The organism is Pseudomonas sp. Irchel s3b5, from assembly GCF_900187435.1.
In the GTDB taxonomy this organism is placed as follows: Bacteria; Pseudomonadota; Gammaproteobacteria; order Pseudomonadales; family Pseudomonadaceae; genus Aquipseudomonas.
The window spans coordinates 1-20,912 of sequence record NZ_FYDY01000008.1 but is presented as its reverse complement, the minus strand read 5'-3'; the positions used below and the strand labels follow the sequence as shown (position 1 = coordinate 20,912).

At 60.4% G+C, this 20,912-nt stretch carries 24 protein-coding genes; 22 read left to right on the top strand and 2 right to left on the bottom strand.

Translation table 11 applies throughout. The annotated features are described in order from the left end of the window. The first annotated feature begins 96 nt into the window (after positions 1-96). The 12 genes from fleN to CKW15_RS11175 all read left to right on the top strand — a co-directional run bounded on the left by fleN (position 97) and on the right by CKW15_RS11175 (position 11,012). Entirely contained in the window at positions 97-927 is an 831-nt protein-coding gene (gene fleN / locus CKW15_RS11230) for a flagellar synthesis regulator FleN (RefSeq protein WP_095152117.1), read from the top strand. After that, the gene (gene fliA, locus CKW15_RS11225; RefSeq protein ID WP_095059035.1) at positions 924-1,664 is read left to right on the top strand and encodes an RNA polymerase sigma factor FliA; all 741 of its coding nucleotides are present in this window, start codon (positions 924-926) and stop codon (positions 1,662-1,664) included. Before fleN ends, fliA begins: the two co-directional genes overlap by 4 nt. Before the next feature lie 168 nt (positions 1,665-1,832). Continuing rightward, positions 1,833-2,204: a chemotaxis response regulator CheY gene (locus tag CKW15_RS11220; RefSeq protein WP_003183998.1), complete on the top strand. Its 372-nt coding sequence runs from the start codon at positions 1,833-1,835 to the stop codon at positions 2,202-2,204. A 21-nt stretch (positions 2,205-2,225) separates the two neighbouring features. Then, positions 2,226-3,014, top strand: a complete 789-nt coding sequence (locus CKW15_RS11215) for a protein phosphatase CheZ (protein WP_095059036.1) — start codon at positions 2,226-2,228, stop codon at positions 3,012-3,014. Between the two features lie 54 nt (positions 3,015-3,068). Next, a complete protein-coding gene (locus tag CKW15_RS11210; protein ID WP_095152116.1) occupies positions 3,069-5,327 on the top strand; it encodes a chemotaxis protein CheA in 2,259 nt (752 codons plus the stop codon). A 49-nt stretch (positions 5,328-5,376) separates the two neighbouring features. Beyond that, positions 5,377-6,513 carry a chemotaxis response regulator protein-glutamate methylesterase gene (locus CKW15_RS11205; protein ID WP_095059038.1) on the top strand — a complete coding sequence of 379 codons (1,137 nt, stop codon included), beginning with the start codon at positions 5,377-5,379 and terminating at the stop codon, positions 6,511-6,513. Further along, positions 6,513-7,253: a flagellar motor protein gene (locus CKW15_RS11200; RefSeq protein WP_095059039.1), complete on the top strand. Its 741-nt coding sequence runs from the start codon at positions 6,513-6,515 to the stop codon at positions 7,251-7,253. Before CKW15_RS11205 ends, CKW15_RS11200 begins: the two co-directional genes overlap by 1 nt. A gap of 12 nt (positions 7,254-7,265) precedes the next feature. Then, a complete protein-coding gene (motD, locus tag CKW15_RS11195; RefSeq protein ID WP_095152115.1) occupies positions 7,266-8,156 on the top strand; it encodes a flagellar motor protein MotD in 891 nt (296 codons plus the stop codon). Positions 8,157-8,199: 43 nt separating this feature from the next. Next, positions 8,200-8,988 (top strand): ParA family protein, encoded by a 789-nt coding sequence (locus tag CKW15_RS11190; protein WP_095059041.1) that lies wholly within the window; start codon positions 8,200-8,202, stop codon positions 8,986-8,988. Between the two features lie 120 nt (positions 8,989-9,108). Beyond that, on the top strand, positions 9,109-10,056 hold the full coding sequence (locus CKW15_RS11185) for a CheW domain-containing protein (RefSeq protein ID WP_095059042.1): 948 nt from the start codon (positions 9,109-9,111) through the stop codon (positions 10,054-10,056). A 77-nt stretch (positions 10,057-10,133) separates the two neighbouring features. Further along, on the top strand, positions 10,134-10,619 hold the full coding sequence (locus CKW15_RS11180; protein ID WP_007946765.1) for a chemotaxis protein CheW: 486 nt from the start codon (positions 10,134-10,136) through the stop codon (positions 10,617-10,619). Continuing rightward, positions 10,620-11,012, top strand: a complete 393-nt coding sequence (locus tag CKW15_RS11175) for a DUF2802 domain-containing protein (RefSeq protein WP_095059043.1) — start codon at positions 10,620-10,622, stop codon at positions 11,010-11,012. 115 nt (positions 11,013-11,127) lie between these two features. On the opposite strand, the gene CKW15_RS11170 is transcribed toward CKW15_RS11175, so the two are convergent. Together CKW15_RS11170 and CKW15_RS11165 are read right to left on the bottom strand one after the other, a co-directional pair. Next, complete coding sequence (locus CKW15_RS11170; protein ID WP_095059044.1) at positions 11,128-11,457, bottom strand: EscU/YscU/HrcU family type III secretion system export apparatus switch protein; 330 nt, start codon at positions 11,455-11,457, stop codon at positions 11,128-11,130. Then, positions 11,454-13,028, bottom strand: a complete 1,575-nt coding sequence (locus CKW15_RS11165) for a flagellar hook-length control protein FliK (protein WP_095059045.1) — start codon at positions 13,026-13,028, stop codon at positions 11,454-11,456. Before CKW15_RS11165 ends, CKW15_RS11170 begins: the two co-directional genes overlap by 4 nt. 199 nt (positions 13,029-13,227) lie before the next feature. On the opposite strand from CKW15_RS11165, the gene ccmA reads away from it, so the two are divergent. From ccmA to CKW15_RS11115, 10 genes are all read left to right on the top strand, one after another. Further along, complete coding sequence (ccmA, locus tag CKW15_RS11160; RefSeq protein WP_095059046.1) at positions 13,228-13,863, top strand: cytochrome c biogenesis heme-transporting ATPase CcmA; 636 nt, start codon at positions 13,228-13,230, stop codon at positions 13,861-13,863. Next, positions 13,860-14,528 (top strand): heme exporter protein CcmB, encoded by a 669-nt coding sequence (gene ccmB / locus CKW15_RS11155; RefSeq protein ID WP_007980754.1) that lies wholly within the window; start codon positions 13,860-13,862, stop codon positions 14,526-14,528. Before ccmA ends, ccmB begins: the two co-directional genes overlap by 4 nt. 73 nt (positions 14,529-14,601) lie before the next feature. Beyond that, on the top strand, positions 14,602-15,357 hold the full coding sequence (locus CKW15_RS11150) for a heme ABC transporter permease (protein WP_095059047.1): 756 nt from the start codon (positions 14,602-14,604) through the stop codon (positions 15,355-15,357). Continuing rightward, on the top strand, positions 15,354-15,530 hold the full coding sequence (gene ccmD / locus CKW15_RS11145) for a heme exporter protein CcmD (RefSeq protein ID WP_007980758.1): 177 nt from the start codon (positions 15,354-15,356) through the stop codon (positions 15,528-15,530). The genes CKW15_RS11150 and ccmD overlap by 4 nt, the downstream gene beginning before the upstream one ends. Next, positions 15,527-15,982, top strand: a complete 456-nt coding sequence (gene ccmE / locus CKW15_RS11140) for a cytochrome c maturation protein CcmE (protein WP_060541439.1) — start codon at positions 15,527-15,529, stop codon at positions 15,980-15,982. The genes ccmD and ccmE overlap by 4 nt, the downstream gene beginning before the upstream one ends. A 3-nt stretch (positions 15,983-15,985) precedes the next feature. Further along, positions 15,986-17,974: a heme lyase CcmF/NrfE family subunit gene (locus CKW15_RS11135; protein ID WP_095059048.1), complete on the top strand. Its 1,989-nt coding sequence runs from the start codon at positions 15,986-15,988 to the stop codon at positions 17,972-17,974. Further along, positions 17,971-18,507, top strand: a complete 537-nt coding sequence (locus CKW15_RS11130; protein WP_095059049.1) for a DsbE family thiol:disulfide interchange protein — start codon at positions 17,971-17,973, stop codon at positions 18,505-18,507. The genes CKW15_RS11135 and CKW15_RS11130 overlap by 4 nt, the downstream gene beginning before the upstream one ends. Continuing rightward, the gene (locus CKW15_RS11125) at positions 18,504-18,974 is read left to right on the top strand and encodes a cytochrome c-type biogenesis protein (protein WP_095059050.1); all 471 of its coding nucleotides are present in this window, start codon (positions 18,504-18,506) and stop codon (positions 18,972-18,974) included. Before CKW15_RS11130 ends, CKW15_RS11125 begins: the two co-directional genes overlap by 4 nt. Continuing rightward, on the top strand, positions 18,971-20,173 hold the full coding sequence (gene ccmI, locus CKW15_RS11120; protein WP_095059051.1) for a c-type cytochrome biogenesis protein CcmI: 1,203 nt from the start codon (positions 18,971-18,973) through the stop codon (positions 20,171-20,173). Before CKW15_RS11125 ends, ccmI begins: the two co-directional genes overlap by 4 nt. 14 nt (positions 20,174-20,187) lie before the next feature. Continuing rightward, on the top strand, positions 20,188-20,595 hold the full coding sequence (locus CKW15_RS11115; protein WP_095059052.1) for a hypothetical protein: 408 nt from the start codon (positions 20,188-20,190) through the stop codon (positions 20,593-20,595). Positions 20,596-20,912: the final 317 nt, after the last annotated feature.

The window sequence follows — 20,912 nt, the reverse complement described above, 5'->3', positions numbered from 1 at the left end:
GTACCTACATCGATGGTCTGCCATGCATTGTTCCGTTTGTGAACGCGCAGCCAGTAATGTGGCCTCCGTCTATGCAAGACAAGGTAAAGAAATAACATGGGCAGCATGCATCCCGTACAGGTGATCGCGGTGACCGGCGGCAAAGGTGGCGTCGGGAAAACTAACGTGTCAGTGAACTTGTCCCTGGCTTTGGCCGAGCTCGGCCGGCGCGTCATGTTGCTGGACGCCGACCTGGGACTGGCGAACGTCGACGTCCTGCTGGGACTGACACCCAAACGTACCCTGGCCGACGTGATCGAAGGCCGCTGCGAGCTGCGCGACGTCTTGTTGCAGGGCCCCGGTGGCATTCGCATCGTTCCGGCCGCATCCGGCACTCAGAGCATGGTGCATCTGAGTCCGGCGCAACACGCCGGGCTGATCCAGGCGTTCAGTGATATCGGCGACAATCTCGATGTGCTGGTGATCGATACCGCCGCCGGTATTGGCGAGTCGGTCGTCAGTTTTGTGCGCGCCGCTCAGGAAGTGTTGCTGGTGGTCTGCGACGAGCCGACGTCCATCACCGACGCCTACGCCCTGATCAAATTGCTCAACCGCGACCACGGCATGAACCGCTTCCGCGTGCTGGCCAACATGGCCCAGAGCCCGCAGGAAGGTCGCAACCTGTTTGCCAAGTTGACCAAGGTCACCGATCGTTTTCTCGACGTTGCATTGCAATACGTCGGTGCGGTGCCTTACGACGAAAGCGTGCGCAAGGCTGTGCAGAAGCAGCGCGCCGTGTACGAAGCCTTCCCGCGTTCCAAGTGCTCGCTCGCCTTCAAGGCGATCGCGCAGAAGGTCGACACCTGGCCGCTGCCTGCCAACCCGCGCGGGCACCTGGAGTTTTTCGTCGAGCGGCTCGTGCAGCAAACGGCAGGACCCGTGCTATGAGTGCCAGCGGCTACAACCTCTACAAAAAATCGGCACGCGATGCGCAGTACGAGCTGATCGAGCGTTACGCGCCGCTGGTCAAACGCATTGCTTACCACTTGCTGGCGCGTCTGCCGGCCAGTGTTCAGGTTGAAGACTTGATCCAGGCCGGGATGATCGGCCTGCTTGAAGTCTCGACCAAATACGACGCCAGCAAAGGCGCGAGTTTCGAGACGTACGCGGGCATACGAATCCGCGGCGCCATGCTCGATGAAGTGCGCAAGGGCGACTGGGCACCCCGTTCGGTCCACCGCAATACGCGCATGGTCAGCGACGCAATTCGCTCGATTGAAGCTAAAACCGGCCGTGACGCTAAAGATCACGAAGTTGCGGCCGAACTCCAATTGAGTCTCGATGATTACTACGGAATTTTGAACGACACCCTGGGCAGCCGGTTATTCAGTTTCGACGATCTGTTGCAGGACGGCGAACACGAAGGGCTGCACGAGGATGGCGCGAGTGCTCATCTCGAGCCGTCTCGCGATCTGGAAGATGAACGCTTCCAGGCAGCGCTGGCGGACGCGATTGCCAATTTGCCGGAGCGTGAGCGACTGGTGTTGGCGCTGTACTACGACGAAGAGTTGAATCTCAAGGAAATCGGTGAGGTCCTGGGGGTCAGCGAATCGCGGGTCAGCCAGTTACACAGCCAGTGCGCGGCCCGTTTGCGGGGGCGTTTGGGGGAGTGGCGAGCGCGCTGAAGGCAGTGTGGGGGACACTGCGAAAAGGGCTGGTGTGGCGTTGAACTGCACCGGTCTCGATCTGTTGTGCTCCAGACAGTCATTGAGTGCTTTGCCGGATTGATTGAAATGGCGCGTCCAGGTGCTGGGCGCGTTTAAGACTGCTTGGAGGTCGAATTGGACAAGAACATGAAAATCCTCATCGTTGATGACTTCTCAACGATGCGGCGGATCATCAAGAACCTGCTGCGTGACCTTGGGTTCACCAACACCGTCGAGGCCGACGATGGCACTACCGCCATTCCGGTGCTCAACAGCGGAAGCATCGACTTTCTGGTGACGGACTGGAACATGCCTGGCATGACTGGTATCGATCTTCTGCGCCACGTGCGTGCCGATGAAAAGCTCAAGCACCTGCCAGTATTGATGGTGACCGCTGAAGCCAAGCGCGAACAAATCATCGAAGCGGCCCAGGCTGGCGTTAACGGCTATGTGGTCAAGCCCTTCACGGCCCAGGCGTTGAAAGAAAAAATCGAAAAGATTTTCGAACGCATCGGTTGATGAACGCGCCACGGGGGAGCTATGGGGCATAACGAATCTTCATTGGGCGATTTTGAATCGACCCTGAAAAAACACGCCGTCGAACTGGTCGCCAGCCTTGAAAAAGGCAGGTTCGGTGACGCAGTGCAATTGATCCATGAGCTCAATCAGACCCGTGACCGCGGCCTGTATCAGGAAGTGGGAAAACTGACTCGCGAGTTGCATAGCGCGATCGTCAATTTCCAGATTGACCCGCACATGCCGCAAGCCGAAGAAGTGTCCCAGATTACGGATGCTGCGGAGCGTCTGGGCTACGTTGTGAAGCTCACCGAAGCGGCGGCCAACCGCACCATGGACCTGGTCGAAAGTGCTACGCCGCTGGTCAATGGTCTGGGTGACGAAGCCCAGGCCTTGAGCGCGGATTGGGGGCGGTTCATGCGTCGTGAAGTCGGCGCTGAAGAGTTTCGTGATCTGGCGCGGCGGGTCGACGGCTTTCTGTCACGCAGCAGCGTCGATAGCCGGGCAGTGTCGAGCAACCTGAACGACATCCTGCTGGCTCAGGATTACCAGGACCTCACAGGTCAAGTGATCAAGCGTGTGACACAGTTGGTCACCGAAGTCGAAAGTAATTTGCTCAAGCTCGTACTCATGGCCAGTCAGGTGGACCGCTTTGCGGGCATCGAACATGACCGTGAAGCGATGCTTGCAGAAAAAGATCCACAAAAACATCTCTCTCAGGGTGAAGGTCCGCAGATTCATGCCGATAAAAGAGAAGACGTTGTGTCCGGTCAGGACGATGTGGACGATTTGTTATCCAGCCTGGGATTTTAGCGTTTTAGAATTTTAGGTTTTTTGGGTTTTTAGACCTGTAGGAGCACCCCCTTAATGAGCTTCGGCGCCGATGAAGAGATCCTTCAGGATTTCCTGGTTGAGGCCGGCGAGATTCTAGAGCAACTGTCCGAGCAACTGGTCGAGCTGGAAAGCCGTCCGGATGATGCGGATCTGCTCAATGCAATTTTTCGCGGTTTTCACACTGTAAAAGGGGGCGCCGGTTTCCTCCAGCTCAACGAGCTGGTGGAGTGCTGCCACATCGCCGAGAACGTGTTCGACATCCTGCGCAAGGGTGAGCGTCGTGTCGATTCGGAACTGATGGACGTGGTGCTCGAAGCACTGGACGCGGTGAACAGCATGTTCAGCGAAGTCCGCGAGCGCAGCCCGATCACGGCCGCCACACCTGAACTGCTCGCGGCACTGGCCCGTCTGGCCGAACCACAGTCGGCTGACGAGGCTGTACCTGCGCCCGTCGCCGAAGTGGTTGAAGCGCCTGAAAGCGAATCGGGTGACATCACCGACAACGAATTCGAACAACTGCTGGACTCGCTGAACGCCGTCAAGGCCCAGGCCGGGGCACCGGCAGCTGCTCCAGCTCCAGTGCCTGCCGGCAATGCCGCGGCAAGCGATGAAATCACCGATGCCGAGTTCGAGTCCTTGCTCGATCAATTGCATGGTAAAGGCCAGTTTGCCGTCGACGCAGTGGCACCCGCGCCGACTGCACCGCCAGCGCCGAAAGCCGCAGGCGACAGCTCCGATATTACCGACGAAGAATTCGAAGCACTGCTCGACCAGCTGCACGGCAAGGGTAACTTTGCGGTTGATGCGCTGGAATCCGCTATTGCTTCAGTACCGACGCCGGTGGCACCTGCCGCTTTAGCAGCGGGTAGCGATCTGATCAGCGATCACGAGTTCGAGTCGCTGCTCGACGAATTGCACGGCAAAGGCAAGTTCAGCGAAGTCGGCACCGCAACCGCCGCAACCGCCGCAAGTGCTTCTGTCGCTGCACCGGCAGCCAAAGCGGTAACGCCGAAAGCTGTCGCCAAGGCACCAGAACCGAAGGCCGAAGCACCTGCTGCGGCACCGGCACCGGCACCTGCCCGCGCCGTCGCCGCGCCACCTGCGGAAAAACCGGCCAGCGAAGCCGAAACCACCGTGCGGGTCGATACCGCGCGTCTCGACGAAATCATGAACATGGTCGGCGAACTGGTGCTGGTGCGTAACCGCCTGGTGCGCCTGGGTGCCAACAGCGCCGACGAAGCCATGTCCAAGGCCGTATCGAACCTCGACGTGGTCACGGCCGACCTGCAAACCGCGGTCATGAAAACCCGGATGCAACCGATCAAGAAAGTCTTCGGACGCTTCCCGCGTCTGGTTCGCGACTTGGCCCGTCAGCTCAAGAAAGAGATCAACCTGGAACTGGTCGGCGAAGAAACCGACCTCGACAAGAACCTCGTCGAGGCCCTGGCCGACCCGCTGGTCCACTTGGTGCGCAACGCGGTCGACCACGGCATCGAGTCGCCGGAAGAACGCGAAGCCTCGGGCAAGGCCCGGGGCGGCAAGGTGATTCTGGCGGCCGAGCAGGAAGGCGATCACATCCTGCTGTCGATCTCCGATGACGGCAAAGGCATGGACCCGAACGTCCTGCGTTCCATCGCGGTAAAACGCGGTGTGATGGACAAGGACGCGGCCGATCGCCTGAGCGATACCGAGTGCTACAACCTGATCTTCGCGCCGGGCTTCTCGACCAAGACCGAGATTTCCGACGTGTCGGGTCGTGGCGTGGGCATGGACGTGGTGAAAACCAAGATCTCCCAGCTCAACGGCTCGATCAACATCTACTCGGCCAAGGGCCAGGGTTCGAAGATCGTCATCAAGGTGCCGCTGACCCTGGCGATCATGCCGACACTGATGGTGATGCTCGGCAACCAGGCCTTTGCGTTCCCGCTGGTCAACGTCAACGAAATCTTCCACCTCGACCTGTCGACCACCAACGTCGTCGACGGCCAGGAAGTGGTGATCGTGCGGGACAAGGCGCTGCCATTGTTCTACCTCAAACGCTGGCTGGTCAGTTCCGCCGCTCACGAAGAGCAGCGCGAAGGCCATGTGGTGATCCTTTCGGTGGGCACTCAGCGGATCGGCTTCGTCGTCGATCAACTGGTTGGCCAGGAAGAAGTGGTCATCAAGCCATTGGGCAAAATGCTTCAGGGAACGCCGGGCATGTCGGGCGCCACGATTACCGGTGACGGTCGCATCGCGCTGATTCTCGATGTTCCGAGCATGCTCAAGCGTTACGCCACACGGCGTATTTGATTCTGGTGGAGCGGGGCGACTGAGCTTCGCTCCATCTAATGGAGTGTTTATGGCAGTCAAAGTCCTGGTGGTGGACGATTCGGGGTTTTTCCGCCGCCGCGTTTCGGAAATTCTTTCAGCGGATTCCAATATCCAGGTCGTCGGCACCGCGACCAACGGCAAAGAGGCGATTGATCAGGCGCTGTCCCTCAAGCCCGACGTGATCACCATGGACTACGAGATGCCGATGATGGACGGCATCACTGCCGTGCGGCACATCATGCAGCGCTGCCCGACGCCGGTCTTGATGTTCTCCTCGCTGACCCACGAAGGCGCCCGGGTGACCCTCGATGCGCTGGACGCCGGTGCCGTGGACTTCCTGCCGAAGAATTTCGAAGACATCTCCCGCAACCCGGAGAAGGTCAAGCAACTGCTGTGCGAGAAGATCCTGAGCATCTCGCGCAGCAATCGTCGTGTCAGCACTTACAGCGCGCCGGCCCCTGTGGCCGCGCCAGCTCCAACCCCGGCGCCTTCGAGCATCGGCAGTTACGGCCACAGTGCGCCTGTGCGTCCAGCACCGGCACCGGCACCGATTCCTGCGCGAGCGCATGCACCCGTGACGTCTTCGCCCGCTCCCAAGCGCAAAGCCTACAAACTGGTGGCCATCGGCACGTCCACCGGTGGGCCGGTTGCCCTGCAGCGGGTGTTGACCCAATTGCCGGCCAACTTCCCAGCACCGATCGTGTTGATCCAGCACATGCCGGCCGCGTTCACCAAAGCGTTCGCCGAGCGCCTGGACAAACTCTGCCGCATCAGCGTCAAGGAAGCCGAGGATGGCGACATCCTGCGACCCGGTGTTGCGCTACTGGCGCCGGGTGGCAAGCAGATGATGATCGATGGCCGTGGCGCGGTGAGAATCCTGCCGGGTGACGAGCGTCTGAATTACAAGCCGTGTGTGGATATCACCTTCGGTTCGGCTGCCAAGACCTTCGGTGACAAAGTTCTGGCGGTGGTGTTGACCGGCATGGGCGCCGACGGCCGCGAAGGTGCGCGCCTGCTCAAGCAGGGTGGCAGTTCGATCTGGGCTCAGGATGAAGCCAGTTGCGTGATCTACGGCATGCCGATGGCCATCGTCAAAGCTGAGCTCGCCGACGCGGTGTACAGCCTCGACGACATTGGCCGGCACATTGTCGAGGCTTGCGTCTGATGGATGTTCTAAGCCTCATTGGCATCATCATGGCGTTCGTCGCCATCATCGGCGGCAACTACCTCGAAGGCGGGCATCTCGGTGCGTTGGCCAACGGTCCGGCCGCTTTGATCGTATTGGGCGGGACTGTCGGCGCGGCATTGCTGCAAGCGCCGATGAGCGCTTTCAAGCGTGCGATGCAGATTCTGGCGTGGATCCTGTTTCCACCGCGCGTCGACCTCGCCGGTGGTATCGATCGCGTGGTGAACTGGAGTTTGACGGCACGCAAGGAAGGCCTGCTTGGCCTGGAAGGCATCGCTGACGCAGAACCCGACAACTACGCACGCAAAGGCCTGCAACTGCTGGTCGATGGCGCCGAGCCGGAAGCGATCCGCAGCATTCTCGAAGTGGATTTCTACACCCAGGAAAGCCGCGATATCGAAGCCGCCAAAGTGTTTGAAAGCATGGGCGGTTATGCGCCGACCATCGGCATCATCGGTGCGGTCATGGGCCTGATTCATGTCATGGGCAACCTCGCGGATCCGTCGCAACTGGGCAGCGGTATCGCCGTGGCTTTCGTCGCGACCATCTACGGCGTGGCCAGCGCTAACCTGGTGCTGTTGCCGATTGCCGCCAAACTCAAATCCATCGCGTTGCGTCAGTCGCGTTATCGCGAAATGCTGCTGGAAGGGATCCTGTCGATCGCCGAAGGTGAAAACCCTCGTTCCATAGAGTTGAAGCTGCAAGGCTTCATGGATTAAGGGAATAAGCTCATGGCCCGTCGTCGACATCAGGAAGAACACGTTAACCACGAGCGCTGGCTGGTGTCTTACGCGGACTTCATCACCTTGCTGTTCGCCTTTTTCGTGGTGATGTACTCCATTTCTTCGGTCAACGAAGGCAAGTACAAAATCATTTCCGAAGCGCTGATCGGCGTCTTCAGCGATAACGACCGCGCACTCAAGCCGATCCCGATCGGTGACGAGCGGCCGAAGACCGTCACGCCGGCCAAGCCATTGGTCAAGGACAGCGAGCAGGTCGACGCCGGTGTCGCCGGGGCCAGCGATCCGCTCAAAAGCATCGCCGATGACATCAGCGCAGCGTTCGGCGATCTGATCAGCTCCAACCAGATGACCGTGCGCGGCAACGAGTTATGGGTCGAGATCGAACTCAACTCCAGCCTGTTGTTCGGCAGCGGCGACGCCATGCCCAGCGACATCGCGTTCAACATCATCGACAAGGTCGCGGCGATTCTGAAACCGTTCGACAACCCGATTCACGTCGAGGGTTTCACCGACGATCAACCGATCCGCACCGCGCAGTACCCGACCAACTGGGAGCTGTCCTCCGCCCGGTCGGCGAGCATTGTGCGCATGCTGGCGATGCAGGGGGTGAACCCGGGTCGCCTGGCGTCGGTGGGTTACGGTGAGTTCCAGCCGGTGGCCAATAATGCCACCACCGAGGGCCGTGCGCGTAACCGTCGCGTGGTGCTGGTGGTGTCGCGCAACCTGGATGTGCGCCGCAGCCTGACCGGAACCGGAACCGCCCATGCGCAACCGGATGCCGCATTGAAGCGTGCTGGCACACAAACTGCACCGACCCCGGTCAAGTCGCCGGTACGAGAGAGCGCCGTCAATTCTCCGTCACCCGCATTAACACGTTGAGCTATTTCTCGGCCGATCCATTCGGTCGGGAGGAACCATTCGAATGAGAGTCTGGGCAGTCGCCAATCAAAAGGGTGGTGTCGGTAAAACCACTTCCTCCATCGCTTTAGCCGGGTTACTGGCCGAGGCGGGCAAGCGCGTGGTTGTGGTCGACCTCGACCCCCACGGCTCGATGACCAGCTATTTCGGTTACGACCCCGACACCCTGGAGCACAGCAACTACGACTTGTTCCTGCACAAGGGCAGCGTGCCGCAGGGCTTGCCCGGGCAATTGTTGCTGTCGACCAGTGACGAACGCATTTCTCTTTTGCCTTCCAGTACCGCGCTGGCGACCCTTGAGCGTCAGACGCCAGGCCAGAGCGGTCTGGGCCTGGTGATTGCCAAGAGTCTGGCGCAGTTATGGCAGGACTTCGATTACGCGATCATCGACAGCCCGCCGCTGCTCGGTGTGCTGATGGTCAATGCCTTGGCGGCGAGCCAGCAACTGGTGATCCCGGTGCAGACCGAACACCTGGCGGTCAAGGGCCTTGAGCGCATGGTCAACACGCTGGCGATGATCAACCGCTCTCGCAAACAGGCGTTGCCGTTCTCCATCGTCCCGACCTTGTTTGACCGACGCACACAAGCGTCCCTTGGAACGCTGCGTGTCCTGCGCGACAAATTCCCCGAGGAGATCTGGCAGGGCTACATCCCGGTCGACACGCGCCTGCGTGATGCCAGCCGCGCCGGATTGACGCCTTCGCAGTTCGACGGCAAGAGCCGCGGCGTTCTTGCTTACCGTGCATTGCTCAAGCATCTGCTGGCGGCGCAACTCGTCGCGCAGGTGGCCTGAGATGAATTCAATACGTGTAGGAGCTGGCGAAGGCTGCGATCTTTTGATCTTGCTCGGCGGCGCTCTTTATATCGCTAAAAGATCGCAGCCTGCGGCAGCTCCTACAGTGGGGATGTTCCAGTGAACCGGCCGATCAAGATCACATCGCGCCCACAGCTGGCGTTGCAGTCTTATCTGGACAACCTGCTGCAAGACGCGACCGAAGAGTTTTCGCCAGACCTTTCGGCAATTCCCGAAGTCGTCGCAACGGTAAAAGCCATTGAAGAGCAGGGCGTGCTGGATGAATTCCAGGCAGCCGTGCTTGAAGAGCAGGCCCGGGATGCGCAGAAAAACACGGTGGCGGTTGCGCCGGTAGTCAAAACGCTCGTTGCCGTGGTCGACGCGCCTGCACCCGCCATGGTGTCGGTATCGACTATCGCGCCGTTGCTGCAAACCTTGTCCGAGCCCGTCGTCGAAGTGCCTGAAACCGAGGAGCCGCTGCCCACGCAAACGCAGCAAGTCCTGGTGGAACCCGTCGTCGAAGTTCATCTGCCGCCGAGCAACACGCCGCCACCGGTGGAAACCGATGGGCGTCCGTCATGGGCCGCCGAGCCGTTCGAGTGCCTTTTGTTCGACGTCGCCGGGTTGACCCTGGCGGTGCCGCTGGTCTGCCTGGGTTCGATCTATTCTCTGGCCGGCCACGAGCTCACGCCGTTATTTGGCCAGCCGGAATGGTTCCTCGGCATCTTGCCGAGCCAGGCAGGCAACCTGAAGGTGCTGGATACCGCACGGTGGGTCATGCCCGATCGTTATCGCGACGATTTCAAGCAGGGCCTGCAATACGTGATTTCGGTTCAGGGTTACGAATGGGGGCTGGCGGTGCATCAGGTCAGCCGCTCGTTGCGCCTGGATCCGAATGAAATCAAATGGAGAAGTCACCGAGGTCAGCGGCCATGGCTCGCCGGCACGGTGATTGAACACATGTGCGCCTTGCTCGATGTCACCTCACTGGCCGAGCTGATCGCCAGCGGCGGCGCCAGGCACATGACTGGCAGCAAGCCGAACCACAAACCGACATCAGTCAAATAAACAAAACAGGCAGCGTCACGTCTGATGACGTTGCACAGAACACACACCGCCAGGGCGGTTTCTTGAGGGGTCAGGGTATGAATGACAAGGCAACGGCGGCAAAAGGTTCCGAAGATCCGATCCTGCAATGGGTCACCTTCAAGCTGGACAACGAGACCTACGGCATCAACGTGATGCGCGTCCAGGAAGTCCTGCGCTACACCGAAATTGCCCCGGTTCCGGGTGCGCCAAGCTACGTGCTGGGCATCATCAACCTGCGCGGCAACGTGGTCACCGTGATCGACACCCGTCAGCGCTTCGGCCTGATGAATGCTGAAATCAGCGACAACACCCGGATCGTCATCATCGAAGCCGACAAGCAGGTGGTCGGGATCATGGTCGACAGCGTGGCTGAAGTGGTTTACCTGCGTCAGTCGGAAATCGAAACCGCGCCGAACGTCGGTAACGAAGAGTCCGCCAAGTTCATTCAAGGCGTGTGCAACAAGAACAACGAATTGCTCATCCTGGTCGAACTGGACAAGATGATGAGCGAAGAAGAATGGTCGGACCTGGAGAACATCTGATTGATTCTTGAGGTGGCGGTCATTGTCCTGTTCCTGTTTTGGGCAGGCACGCTGGCGATGTTCCTGGCGTACATTCGCGGGCAAAAACTCATCGCCGCGCAACAGGCCCAAGGCGATGCGCTGCGTGATCAGCGCATCAAAGACCTGGCCAAGCGCGTCGACGATTATCAGAACGGCAATGTGCGCATGGGCGAAGACCTGCACGAACTGCGGGCCATCGTGGCGCCATTGCCGGACAAACTGGTTCAACTGGAACAGCGCGACCCAACCAGCCTGTCGTTCGCCCAGGCGGCGCGACTGGTCGGGATGGGCGCAAGCGTCGACGAACTGACCCAGTCCTGCGGCTTGACCCAGGCTGAGGCGGAGTTGATGAGCAAGCTTCACAAGAACTGACAGATCAAAAGATCGCAGCCTCGTTTCACTCGACAGCTCCTACATTGGGACGGCGTAAGCCCTGTAGGAGCTGTCGAGTGAAACGAGGCTGCGATCTCATCTATTCACCTCTAACTCAATAATCATCCCCGCGCGCGGTCACATCCTTCTCGACCATCGCCCCATCCGGATCCTGCCCCGCCGGAAACTTCCCTTTCAAATTCCACGCAAACGCAATGATCTCGGCGATCGTCAGATAGAGCTCCTGCGGAATGCTGTCCCCCAGTTCCATGCGCGCCAATAACCTCACCAACTCGGCGTTTTCGTAGATCGGCACTTCGCAGTCGCGGGCGATGCGCAGGATTTCCTCCGCCAGCTCTTCGTCGCCCTTGGCGGTGAGGGTCGGGGCGTGGGTGCCGTCGTATTTGAGGGCGATGGCCTGGCGTGGGGCGTTGGTATTGTTCATGCGGTTTCGTCGACCCAGCGTTGTTCGAGGCGGGTTTGTGGGCCTTGGGGCGGTGTGCCGAGGTGGCAATCCAGGTCGCCGACGTTCAGGCCCGCGCCCAGCAAGCGTTCGCGCAGGCCCGTCAGATTGCTTTCGATCAGGCTGGCGGTGTACGGGCGCTCGGCCCAGAGCTGGCTGGACAGGCTGCCGTTGATCAGTTGTGCCTGTATTTGCAAGGGGCCCAACGGCTCCATGGCAAAGGCCAGCTCCACGTGCCACAACTGTTGTTTGGGTTCGCGTTCTTCGCGACGTTCTTTTGGCTGTTCTTTCTCGGGGGCGTCTTCGCGCTGGAACTTGACCTGCAACGGCACGATGTCCTGCAGATTGCGCATCGGGATTTCCAGCTGCCAGGTGCTCATCAGCCGTCCGTCGGCGGTGACGCCGGTCTGTTCCAGGCTGGAGAGCTGATGGCTTTGCAGGCGTGAAACAGCGGCGGCTGCCAGGCGCAGCAAGTGTTCGAGATCGCCTTCGCCCTCGGCGCTTTGCAGCAAGCGCTCGGGCAAAGGGAAACTCGTCGGCGATGGCTTGGCGCTGACCTGGCCGAGCATGCCGAGGGCGTTGCGCACGAAACTTGGCATGGCCTGGGCCAGGGTATTGGCGGCGATGATTGCGCCGAGACTAGTGCTCGTCGGCAACCCCGGCGTCAGTTGCCCGATCAGTTTGAGCAGATCGCCTTTCATGTCCGGTACCAGTGCTGGATTCTGGCCGCTCAGCAGTTTCGACTCGAGGAATGCGCCGCTGCTGGCCAAGGCTAACGCGAGCCCTTTGGGTGTGCTGAGTTGCTGCGCATCAGGCAGGCCGGCGAGCAGTTTGTCGACGGCTGCGCGCAGACCGCTGGAGGTCTGCTCGGAGGGCGGCAGGTTTTGCAGGAGCTTGAGCAATCCATCCAGCGAGCCCTGGCGACTTTGCTGGCTGACCAATTGCTGGGTCACGGCCAATTGCTCCTGGCGACTGCTCAGCGGTACGAATTTCAGTGTCTGGTTATCCTGCACCTGGGCGCTGAGCAAGGTGCCGATGCGCAACGGTTGCTCGCTGTCGATGCTCAGGGTGCTACCGCTCAGGGCGGTATTGAGCAGGCTGACCATCGAGCGAAACACCGCGGGCTGACCCGGCACTTGCGGCAGCACTTGAGACGTCAATACTTTGCCTTGCAGCAACGTGCCCGGGGGCAGTTGCGCGGTGTCGATGCGGGTGAGGGTGGCGACGCTGGAGGCGATGGCCTGTTGCACGGTCACCGCCAGGTTGCCCGCCGAAGGCTGGGTGACGAGCATGCTGGTGCCTTGAGCCAGCGGTTGGTTGCTGGTGGTCTGGACCGTGGTCTGACGGCCGCTGTCGAGGGTGACTTTTAACAGCAGTTGAAAGGTCTGGTCCGCCTGCTTGAGCGACAGCACTTCAGCCTTGGCAGTCTGGCCTTCAGTGATTAGACCTTCGATGGGCGTCAGCAGTTTGAGCAACTCGCCACTGATTGCCTGCGCACGCGAAGTCGCCGGGGTGGGCTGCGGCAGCGGGAGGATGTTCATTTCGCCTGTCATACGCGGTCACAACCTGAGGAAAATGCACTCTTTAGAGTAAGGCATGGCATGTATAATGCGGCGCCGTTGTATCCAAAAATGACGGAAACTTTGCAAATGTTTGACGCAGCTCTCTAGATCGAGCCGTCATTGCATTTATGCTGCATCTCTTTAACGGCCGCGCCAGAGCCGACTTGAACCGTATAAGGCCCGTGAACCCTTGACCAGTCCTGTCCTGCAAACCGTTGCCCTTGCCTGCGAGCGAGACCTTCGGCTGCTCTTCGAAAATCTCGATTTGAGACTGGCCAGTGGCGAAATGGTGCAGATCAGCGGCCCCAACGGTAGCGGCAAGACCAGCCTGTTGCGTTTGCTTTCGGGATTGATGCAGCCGACCGCCGGTCAAGTGCTGCTCAACGGTCAGCTACTGAACGAGCAACGCACGGAACTGGCGCGCAATCTGTTGTGGATCGGCCATGCTGCCGGTATCAAAGACCTGCTGACGCCGGAAGAGAACCTGACTTGGCTCTGCGCCTTGCATCATCCGGCGACCCATGAGGCGATCTGGCAGGCGCTGGCGGCCGTTGGCCTGCGTGGTTTCGAGGATGTGCCGTGCCATACCTTGTCCGCCGGTCAGCAGCGCCGCGTCGCACTGGCGCGACTGTATCTGGACAGCCCGCCGCTGTGGATTCTCGACGAACCCTTCACCGCCCTCGACAAGCAAGGCGTGGCGCAACTCGAAGAACACCTGGCCGCCCACTGCGAGCGCGGCGGTATGGTGGTCCTGACCACTCACCATACGCTGAGCCGGATGCCGGCCGGTTATCGCGACATTGACCTGGGGAATTGGGCCGTATGAGTGTGTTCGGCCTGTTGGTCGCCCGTGAGGCTCGCCTGCTGTTCCGCCGTCCTGCGGAACTGGCCAATCCGTTGGTATTTTTCGCCATCGTCGTTTCGCTGTTCCCGTTGGCGGTCGGCCCCGAGTCTCAATTGTTGCAAACCTTGTCTCCGGGTCTGGTCTGGGTCGCGGCCCTTTTATCGGTTTTGCTCTCGCTGGACGGGCTTTTCCGCAGTGATTTCGAAGATGGATCGCTCGAACAGTGGGTCCTTTCGCCGCACCCCCTGGCTCTTCTGGTTTTGGCCAAAGTGCTGGCACACTGGGCGTTTTCCGGCTTGGCACTGGTTCTGCTCGCACCCCTGCTGGCGTTGATGCTCGGTTTGCCTGCCGCTTGTCTGCCGGTGTTGCTGCTTTCGTTGTTGCTCGGTACACCGGTGTTGAGCCTGCTCGGTGCGGTGGGCGCGGCGCTGACGGTCGGATTGAAGCGCGGTGGGCTGTTGCTGGCGTTGTTGATTCTGCCGCTGTACATCCCGGTGTTGATCCTCGGCAGTGGCGCCTTGCAGGCGGCCTTGCAGGGAATGCCGGCGACCGGTTATCTGCTGTGGCTTGGTAGCCTGACCGCCCTGGCGATAACCCTTACACCTTTTGCAATAGCTGCTGGCCTGAAGATCAGCGTCGGCGAATAATGAGGTCTGGTCAAATTTTGATCAGTAAAGACCCTGGCTCTTCACAGTAAAGAGCAACCGTGATGGAAACAGTATGAACTGGACGTGGTTTCACAAACTCGGCTCGCCCAAATGGTTTTACGGCATCAGCGGCAGAATGCTGCCCTGGCTGAGCGTTGCGGCGTTGCTGCTGATCGGTGTTGGCGTGGTCTGGGGCCTCGCCTTTGCGCCGCCGGATTACCAGCAGGGCAACAGCTTTCGCATCATTTACATCCACGTTCCGGCCGCCATGCTGGCGCAGTCCATCTACGTGATGCTGGCGGTGTGCGGTATCGTCGGGCTGGTGTGGAAGATGAAACTGGCCGACGTCGCCCTGCAATGCGCAGCGCCGATTGGCGCCTGGATGACCGCCGTGGCGCTGGTCACCGGGGCGATCTGGGGCAAGCCGACCTGGGGCTCGTGGTGGGTCTGGGATGCGCGACTTACGTCCATGTTGATTCTGCTGTTTTTGTACTTCGGTCTTATTGCACTGGGCAACGCCATCAGCAATCGTGACAGTGCGGCCAAGGCCTGCGCGGTGTTGGCGATTGTCGGTGTGATCAACATTCCGATCATCAAGTACTCGGTGGAGTGGTGGAACACCCTGCACCAGGGCGCGACCTTCACCCTCACCGAAAAACCGGCGATGCCTGCCGAGATGTGGCTGCCATTGCTGCTGACGGCGCTGGGTTTCTATTGTTTCTTCGGTGCGGTCCTGTTGCTGCGCATGCGCCTTGAAGTGCTCAAGCGTGAAGCGCGGGCCAGTTGGGTGAAAGCCGAAGTGGAAAGCAGCCTGGAGGTCGCTCGATGAGTTTTGCTTCATTCGGCGACTTCATCGCCATGGGCCATCATGGCCTGTATGTCTGGTCAGCCTATGGCATCTGCCTGGCGGTATTGGCCCTCAACGTGGCGGCGCCGATCCTGGCCCGCAAGCGGTATCTGCAACAAGAGGCGCGTCGTCTGCGCCGGGAGAACGGCAAGTGAATCCGCTGCGCAAAAAGCGTCTTATCATCATTCTCGCGATCCTGGTTGGTGTCGGCGCTGCCGTCGGCCTGGCCCTGAGCGCCCTGCAGCAGAACATCAATCTGTTTTACACACCGACCCAGATCGCCAACGGCGAAGCCCCGCAAGACACGCGCATCCGTGCGGGCGGCATGGTCGAGGCGGGTTCGTTGCAACGCTCCGGCGACTCGCTGGACGTGAAGTTCGTCGTCACCGACTTCAACAAATCCGTGACCATCACGTATCGCGGCATTCTTCCGGATCTTTTCCGCGAAGGGCAGGGCATTGTCGCCCTGGGCAAGATCAACGCCGATGGCGTGGTAGTGGCCGATGAAGTGCTGGCCAAGCACGATGAAAAGTACATGCCGCCGGAAGTGACCAAAGCCCTGAAAGACAGCGGCCAGTCGGCACCCACTCCCGCGAAAGAGGGCTAACTGATGACAGCTGGAATTTTCATTCCCGAGTTGGGCCACCTGGCCATGATCCTGGCGCTGTGTTTCGCGCTGGTTCAGGCCGTGGTGCCGTTGGTGGGTGCCTGGCGCGGTGACCGCTTGTGGATGAGCCTGGCCCAGCCGGCCGCGTGGGGGCAGTTCGCGTTTTTGCTGTTCGCCTTCGGTTGCCTGACGTACGCCTTCATGGTCGATGACTTCTCCGTCGCCTATGTGGCCAACAACTCCAACAGCGCGCTGCCCTGGTACTACAAGTTCAGCGCCGTGTGGGGTGCCCACGAAGGTTCGTTGCTGCTGTGGGCCATGATCCTCGGTGGCTGGACCTTCGCGGTATCGGTGTTCTCCCGGCAGTTGCCGCAAGTCATGCTGGCCCGTGTGCTGGCGGTGATGGGCATGATCAGCACCGGTTTCCTGCTGTTCCTGATCCTCACCTCGAACCCGTTCAAACGCATCCTGCCGCAAATGCCCACCGACGGCGCCGACCTCAATCCGCTGCTGCAAGACATCGGCCTGATCGTTCATCCGCCGATGCTGTACATGGGTTACGTCGGTTTCTCGGTCGCCTTCGCCTTCGCCATCGCCGCGTTGATGGGCGGTCGTCTGGACGCCGCATGGGCCCGTTGGTCGCGTCCGTGGACCATCGTTGCCTGGGCATTCCTCGGCATCGGCATCACCCTCGGTTCGTGGTGGGCTTATTACGAACTCGGCTGGGGCGGCTGGTGGTTCTGGGACCCGGTGGAAAACGCCTCGTTCATGCCTTGGCTGGTGGGCACCGCGCTGATTCACTCGCTGGCGGTCACGGAAAAACGTGGCGTGTTCAAGAGCTGGACTGTGTTGCTGGCCATCGCCGCGTTCTCGCTGAGCTTGCTGGGCACCTTCCTCGTGCGCTCCGGCGTGCTGACGTCGGTGCATGCGTTTGCCTCCGATCCGGAGCGCGGCGTGTTCATCCTGATTTTCCTGCTGTTCGTCGTCGGCGGATCGCTGACGCTGTTCGCCTTGCGCGCACCGGTGGTCAAGAGCCAGGTCGGTTTCAACCTGTGGTCCCGGGAAACCCTGCTGCTGGGCAACAACCTGGTGTTGGTTGTCGCGGCGTCGATGATCCTGCTCGGCACGTTGTACCCGCTGATTCTCGATGCCATGACCGGCGCCAAGCTTTCCGTCGGCCCGCCGTACTTCAACGCGCTGTTCATTCCGTTGATGGCGTTGCTGATGATGGTGATGGCGGTCGGCGTGATCGTGCGTTGGAAAGACACTCCGGTGAAATGGCTGGTGAGCATGCTCACGCCCGTCCTGCTCGGCAGCGCTACGCTGGCGGTCGTCGCAGGCGTCGCCTACGGCGATTTCAACTGGGCGGTCCTCGCGACCTTCATGCTTGCAGCCTGGGTGTTGCTGGCGGGTGCGCGTGATATTTTCGACAAGACTCGCCACAAAGGCCTGATCAAAGGTTTGCCGACCCTGACCCGCAGCTACTGGGGCATGCAGGTCGCGCATTTGGGCATTGCCGTATGTGCGCTGGGTGTCGTGCTGTCCAGCCAGAACAGTGCCGAGCGCGACCTGCGCTTGGCGCCGGGCGAATCCATGGACCTGGGCGGTTATCAGTTCGTGTTCGAAGGCGCCAAGCATTACGAAGGCCCGAACTTCACCTCGGACAAGGGCACCGTTCGCGTCATCCGCGATGGCAAGGAAATCAGCGTGCTGCACCCGGAAAAACGCCTCTACACCGTGCAAAATTCGGTGATGACCGAAGCCGGGATCGACGCAGGTTTCACCCGTGACCTCTATGTCGCCCTTGGCGAACCGTTGGGCGATGGCGCGTGGGCCGTGCGCGTGCACGTCAAACCGTTCGTGCGCTGGATCTGGTTCGGCGGTCTGCTGACAGGTCTGGGTGGATTGCTGGCGGCGCTCGATCGTCGTTATCGGGTCAAGGTGAAAAGCCGTGTGCGTGAAGCGCTGGGCCTGTCGGGAGCGACTGCATGAAACGTTGGTTGATGGTGTTGCCACTGGCGATTTTTCTGGTGGTGGCGGTGTTCCTTTATCGCGGTCTGTACCTGGACCCGGCCGAACTGCCTTCGGCGATGATCGGCAAGCCGTTCCCGGAATTTTCCTTGCCCGCGGTGCAGGGCGACAAGACCCTGACCAAGGCCGACATCCTCGGTAAACCGGCGTTGGTCAACGTGTGGGGCACCTGGTGCATTTCCTGCCGGGTCGAGCACCCGGTGCTGAACAAACTGGCCGGGCAGGGCGTGGTGATCTATGGCATCAACTACAAGGACGTCAATGCTGACGCCTTGAAGTGGCTGGCGGATTTCCACAACCCGTACCAACTGGACATCCGCGATGACGATGGCTCGCTGGGCCTGAACCTCGGCGTGTATGGCGCACCGGAGACCTTCTTCATCGACGCCAAGGGCATCATCCGCGACAAGTTCGTCGGGGTGATCGACGAGCAGGTCTGGCGCGAAAAACTGGCGGCGAAGTATCAGGCGCTGGTCGACGAGGCCAAGCCATGAAGCGCTGGATTGCTGCCGCTGTCCTGGGTTTGAGCATGGCCGGCGTGGCCCACGCGGCCATCGACACCTACGAGTTCGCCAAGGAAGGTGATCGCGAGCGTTTTCGCGAGCTGACCAAGGAACTGCGTTGCCCCAAGTGTCAGAACCAGGACATTGCCGATTCCAACGCACCGATTGCCGCTGACTTGCGCAAAGAGATTTTCCGCATGCTCGGCGAGGGCAAGGACAACCAGCAGATCATCGACTTCATGGTCGATCGCTACGGTGATTTTGTCCGTTACAAACCCGCCCTGAATGCCAAGACCGCGTTGCTCTGGTTCGGCCCCGCCGGCCTGTTGCTGGGCGGCGTCGTGATTATCGCGGTGATCGTCCGCCGTCGTCGCGTGCAGCGCGCCGACATCAAGGATGAGCTGTCTCCTGAGGAACGTTCGCGCCTCGACAACCTGTTGGATAAAAACCAAGAATGATTGATTTCTGGCTCGCTGCAGGTCTGCTGCTTCTGGTTGCCCTGAGTTTTCTGTTGATTCCGGTCCTGCGCAGTCGTCGTGCCCAGCGCGAAGAGGATCGTACCGCCCTGAACGTAGCGCTTTATCAGGAACGCGTGGCTGAGCTGCAGGCTCAGCAGGAAGAAGGCGTTCTTGATGTTGCGCAAATGGACGCCGGTCGCGCCGAAGCCGCCCGCGAGTTGCTGGCGGACACCGAGGGTGTCGAAGCGCCGCGGGTGTCGCGTTTGGGCAAACCCTTGCCGTTGCTGGCGGCGATTCTGGTGCCGGTGTTGGGCCTGGGGTTGTACCTGCATTTTGGTGCCAGCGACAAAGTCGAGCTGACTCGCGAATTCGCCCATGCTCCGCAGTCGATGGAAGAGATGACCAAGCGCCTGGAGCGTACAGTCGCGGCTCAACCGGATTCTGCCGAGGGTGTGTATTTCCTCGGTCGTACTTACATGGCTCAGGATCGCCCTGCGGAGGCGGCGAAGATGTTCGAGCGCACCGTGAGCCTGGCGGGTCGCGAGCCGGAGTTGCTTGGCCAATGGGCTCAGGCCCTGTACTTTGCCGACGGCAAGAAATGGTCTGACAAGATCCAGGCCCTGACCGATGAAGCGCTCAAGGCGGATCCGAAAGAGGTCACCAGCCTTGGCCTGCTCGGCATTGCCGCTTTTGAAAGTGAGCGTTATCAGGACGCCATCGATTACTGGAATCGCCTGCTGGCCCAATTGCCGGCAGAGGATAATTCCCGGGAGGCCCTGCAAGGCGGGATTACCCGCGCCACCGAGAAACTGCAGGACAGTGGCGGCAAGGTCGCGCAAGCACCGGCAGCCAAGGCCGCGGCAGTGCTCAAGGTCAGCGTCGATCTGGCAGCGGAGCTCAAAGCCAAGGTCCAGCCCGGCGACAGCGTCTTCATCTTCGCCCGTGCTGTTTCCGGTCCTCCGGCACCGCTGGCGGTCAAGCGTATGACCGTGGCCGATTTGCCGGTGACGGTCGAGTTGGGTGACGCCGATGCGATGATGCCGCAATTGAAACTGTCGAACTTCCCTGAAGTCCAACTGGTTGCGCGCATTTCCCGTGCTGGCAAACCGACCGCCGGCGAGTGGATCGGTCGCAGCCAGCCCCTGGCCAGCAGCACCACTGCGCCGCAAACACTGACCATCGACAGCCCGGACAAATAACAGGAAGCGCCACCATGACCGCCATTGCTCGTATTGCCCTGCTCAGCGCTGTTTTGGGGTTAAGCGCTTGTGCGGTCCAGCGGCCGCCGGAACAGCCGACCCCTGCACCGATGCCGCCGTCGCAGCCAAGACCTACACCATCGACGTCGCCCACCCCGAGCAAACCGAGCGTCCCGGTCAAACCGGCCAAGCCGATGCCGCGTACCTCGGCCAGCTTCGCGCCGCCGCCGGGCGGGAACAGTCATTGGGATCAGAAGCTGGGGGTTTATGTGCTTGATGACCAGCCCAATACCTTTTATCGCCAGCGGACTTACTACCGTTGGGATAATGGCTGGAGCCGTTCGATCAGTCCGAAAGGGCCTTGGGAGGAGACGGATATCCACGGGGTGCCGGGCGGGTTGGGGCGGCAGTTCGAGCAGTAACGCAGACAGGCGACCTTCGGGTCGCCTTTTTTGTGGGCGTTGAAAGTGTTTTTCGGGCCGCGTGTGAACTCTTTGGGAATGGGCTTGTTCGCGAAGGCGGCCTGACTTTGGTTGACCGGGTACATATCCATTCCTGCGGTAACGACGGCTTATGGTTTCGCCCTTACGGCGACTCACTTTTTTACAAGCGCCCTCCGTGTCAGGCTACCTGTCACCCTTGTTGATTGACTCATTCATTCAAGAGGGCGAAGGTGCATAACAATGTCCAATCTAGGCAAACGCTACGACGACGACTTCAAAGATTGGGTCGTCTTGCA

Bases quoted from the DNA above. Each gene is read 5' to 3' on its own strand.
- CKW15_RS11165 (WP_095059045.1), bottom strand. From the start codon at position 13,028: ATGACAGGCGAAATGAACATCCTCCCGCTGCCGCAGCCCACCCCGGCG.
- CKW15_RS11130 (WP_095059049.1), top strand. From the start codon at position 17,971: ATGAAACGTTGGTTGATGGTGTTGCCACTGGCGATTTTTCTGGTGGTG.
- fliA (WP_095059035.1), top strand. From the start codon at position 924: ATGAGTGCCAGCGGCTACAACCTCTACAAAAAATCGGCACGCGATGCG.
- ccmB (WP_007980754.1), top strand. From the start codon at position 13,860: ATGAGTGTGTTCGGCCTGTTGGTCGCCCGTGAGGCTCGCCTGCTGTTC.
- CKW15_RS11205 (WP_095059038.1), top strand. From the start codon at position 5,377: ATGGCAGTCAAAGTCCTGGTGGTGGACGATTCGGGGTTTTTCCGCCGC.
- ccmI (WP_095059051.1), top strand. From the start codon at position 18,971: ATGATTGATTTCTGGCTCGCTGCAGGTCTGCTGCTTCTGGTTGCCCTG.
- CKW15_RS11170 (WP_095059044.1), bottom strand. From the start codon at position 11,457: ATGAACAATACCAACGCCCCACGCCAGGCCATCGCCCTCAAATACGAC.
- CKW15_RS11180 (WP_007946765.1), top strand. From the start codon at position 10,134: ATGAATGACAAGGCAACGGCGGCAAAAGGTTCCGAAGATCCGATCCTG.
- CKW15_RS11125 (WP_095059050.1), top strand. From the start codon at position 18,504: ATGAAGCGCTGGATTGCTGCCGCTGTCCTGGGTTTGAGCATGGCCGGC.
- CKW15_RS11220 (WP_003183998.1), top strand. From the start codon at position 1,833: ATGAAAATCCTCATCGTTGATGACTTCTCAACGATGCGGCGGATCATC.
- CKW15_RS11135 (WP_095059048.1), top strand. From the start codon at position 15,986: ATGACAGCTGGAATTTTCATTCCCGAGTTGGGCCACCTGGCCATGATC.
- CKW15_RS11215 (WP_095059036.1), top strand. From the start codon at position 2,226: ATGGGGCATAACGAATCTTCATTGGGCGATTTTGAATCGACCCTGAAA.
- fleN (WP_095152117.1), top strand. From the start codon at position 97: ATGGGCAGCATGCATCCCGTACAGGTGATCGCGGTGACCGGCGGCAAA.
- motD (WP_095152115.1), top strand. From the start codon at position 7,266: ATGGCCCGTCGTCGACATCAGGAAGAACACGTTAACCACGAGCGCTGG.
- CKW15_RS11210 (WP_095152116.1), top strand. From the start codon at position 3,069: ATGAGCTTCGGCGCCGATGAAGAGATCCTTCAGGATTTCCTGGTTGAG.
- CKW15_RS11115 (WP_095059052.1), top strand. From the start codon at position 20,188: ATGACCGCCATTGCTCGTATTGCCCTGCTCAGCGCTGTTTTGGGGTTA.
- ccmD (WP_007980758.1), top strand. From the start codon at position 15,354: ATGAGTTTTGCTTCATTCGGCGACTTCATCGCCATGGGCCATCATGGC.
- CKW15_RS11190 (WP_095059041.1), top strand. From the start codon at position 8,200: ATGAGAGTCTGGGCAGTCGCCAATCAAAAGGGTGGTGTCGGTAAAACC.
- CKW15_RS11150 (WP_095059047.1), top strand. From the start codon at position 14,602: ATGAACTGGACGTGGTTTCACAAACTCGGCTCGCCCAAATGGTTTTAC.
- CKW15_RS11200 (WP_095059039.1), top strand. From the start codon at position 6,513: ATGGATGTTCTAAGCCTCATTGGCATCATCATGGCGTTCGTCGCCATC.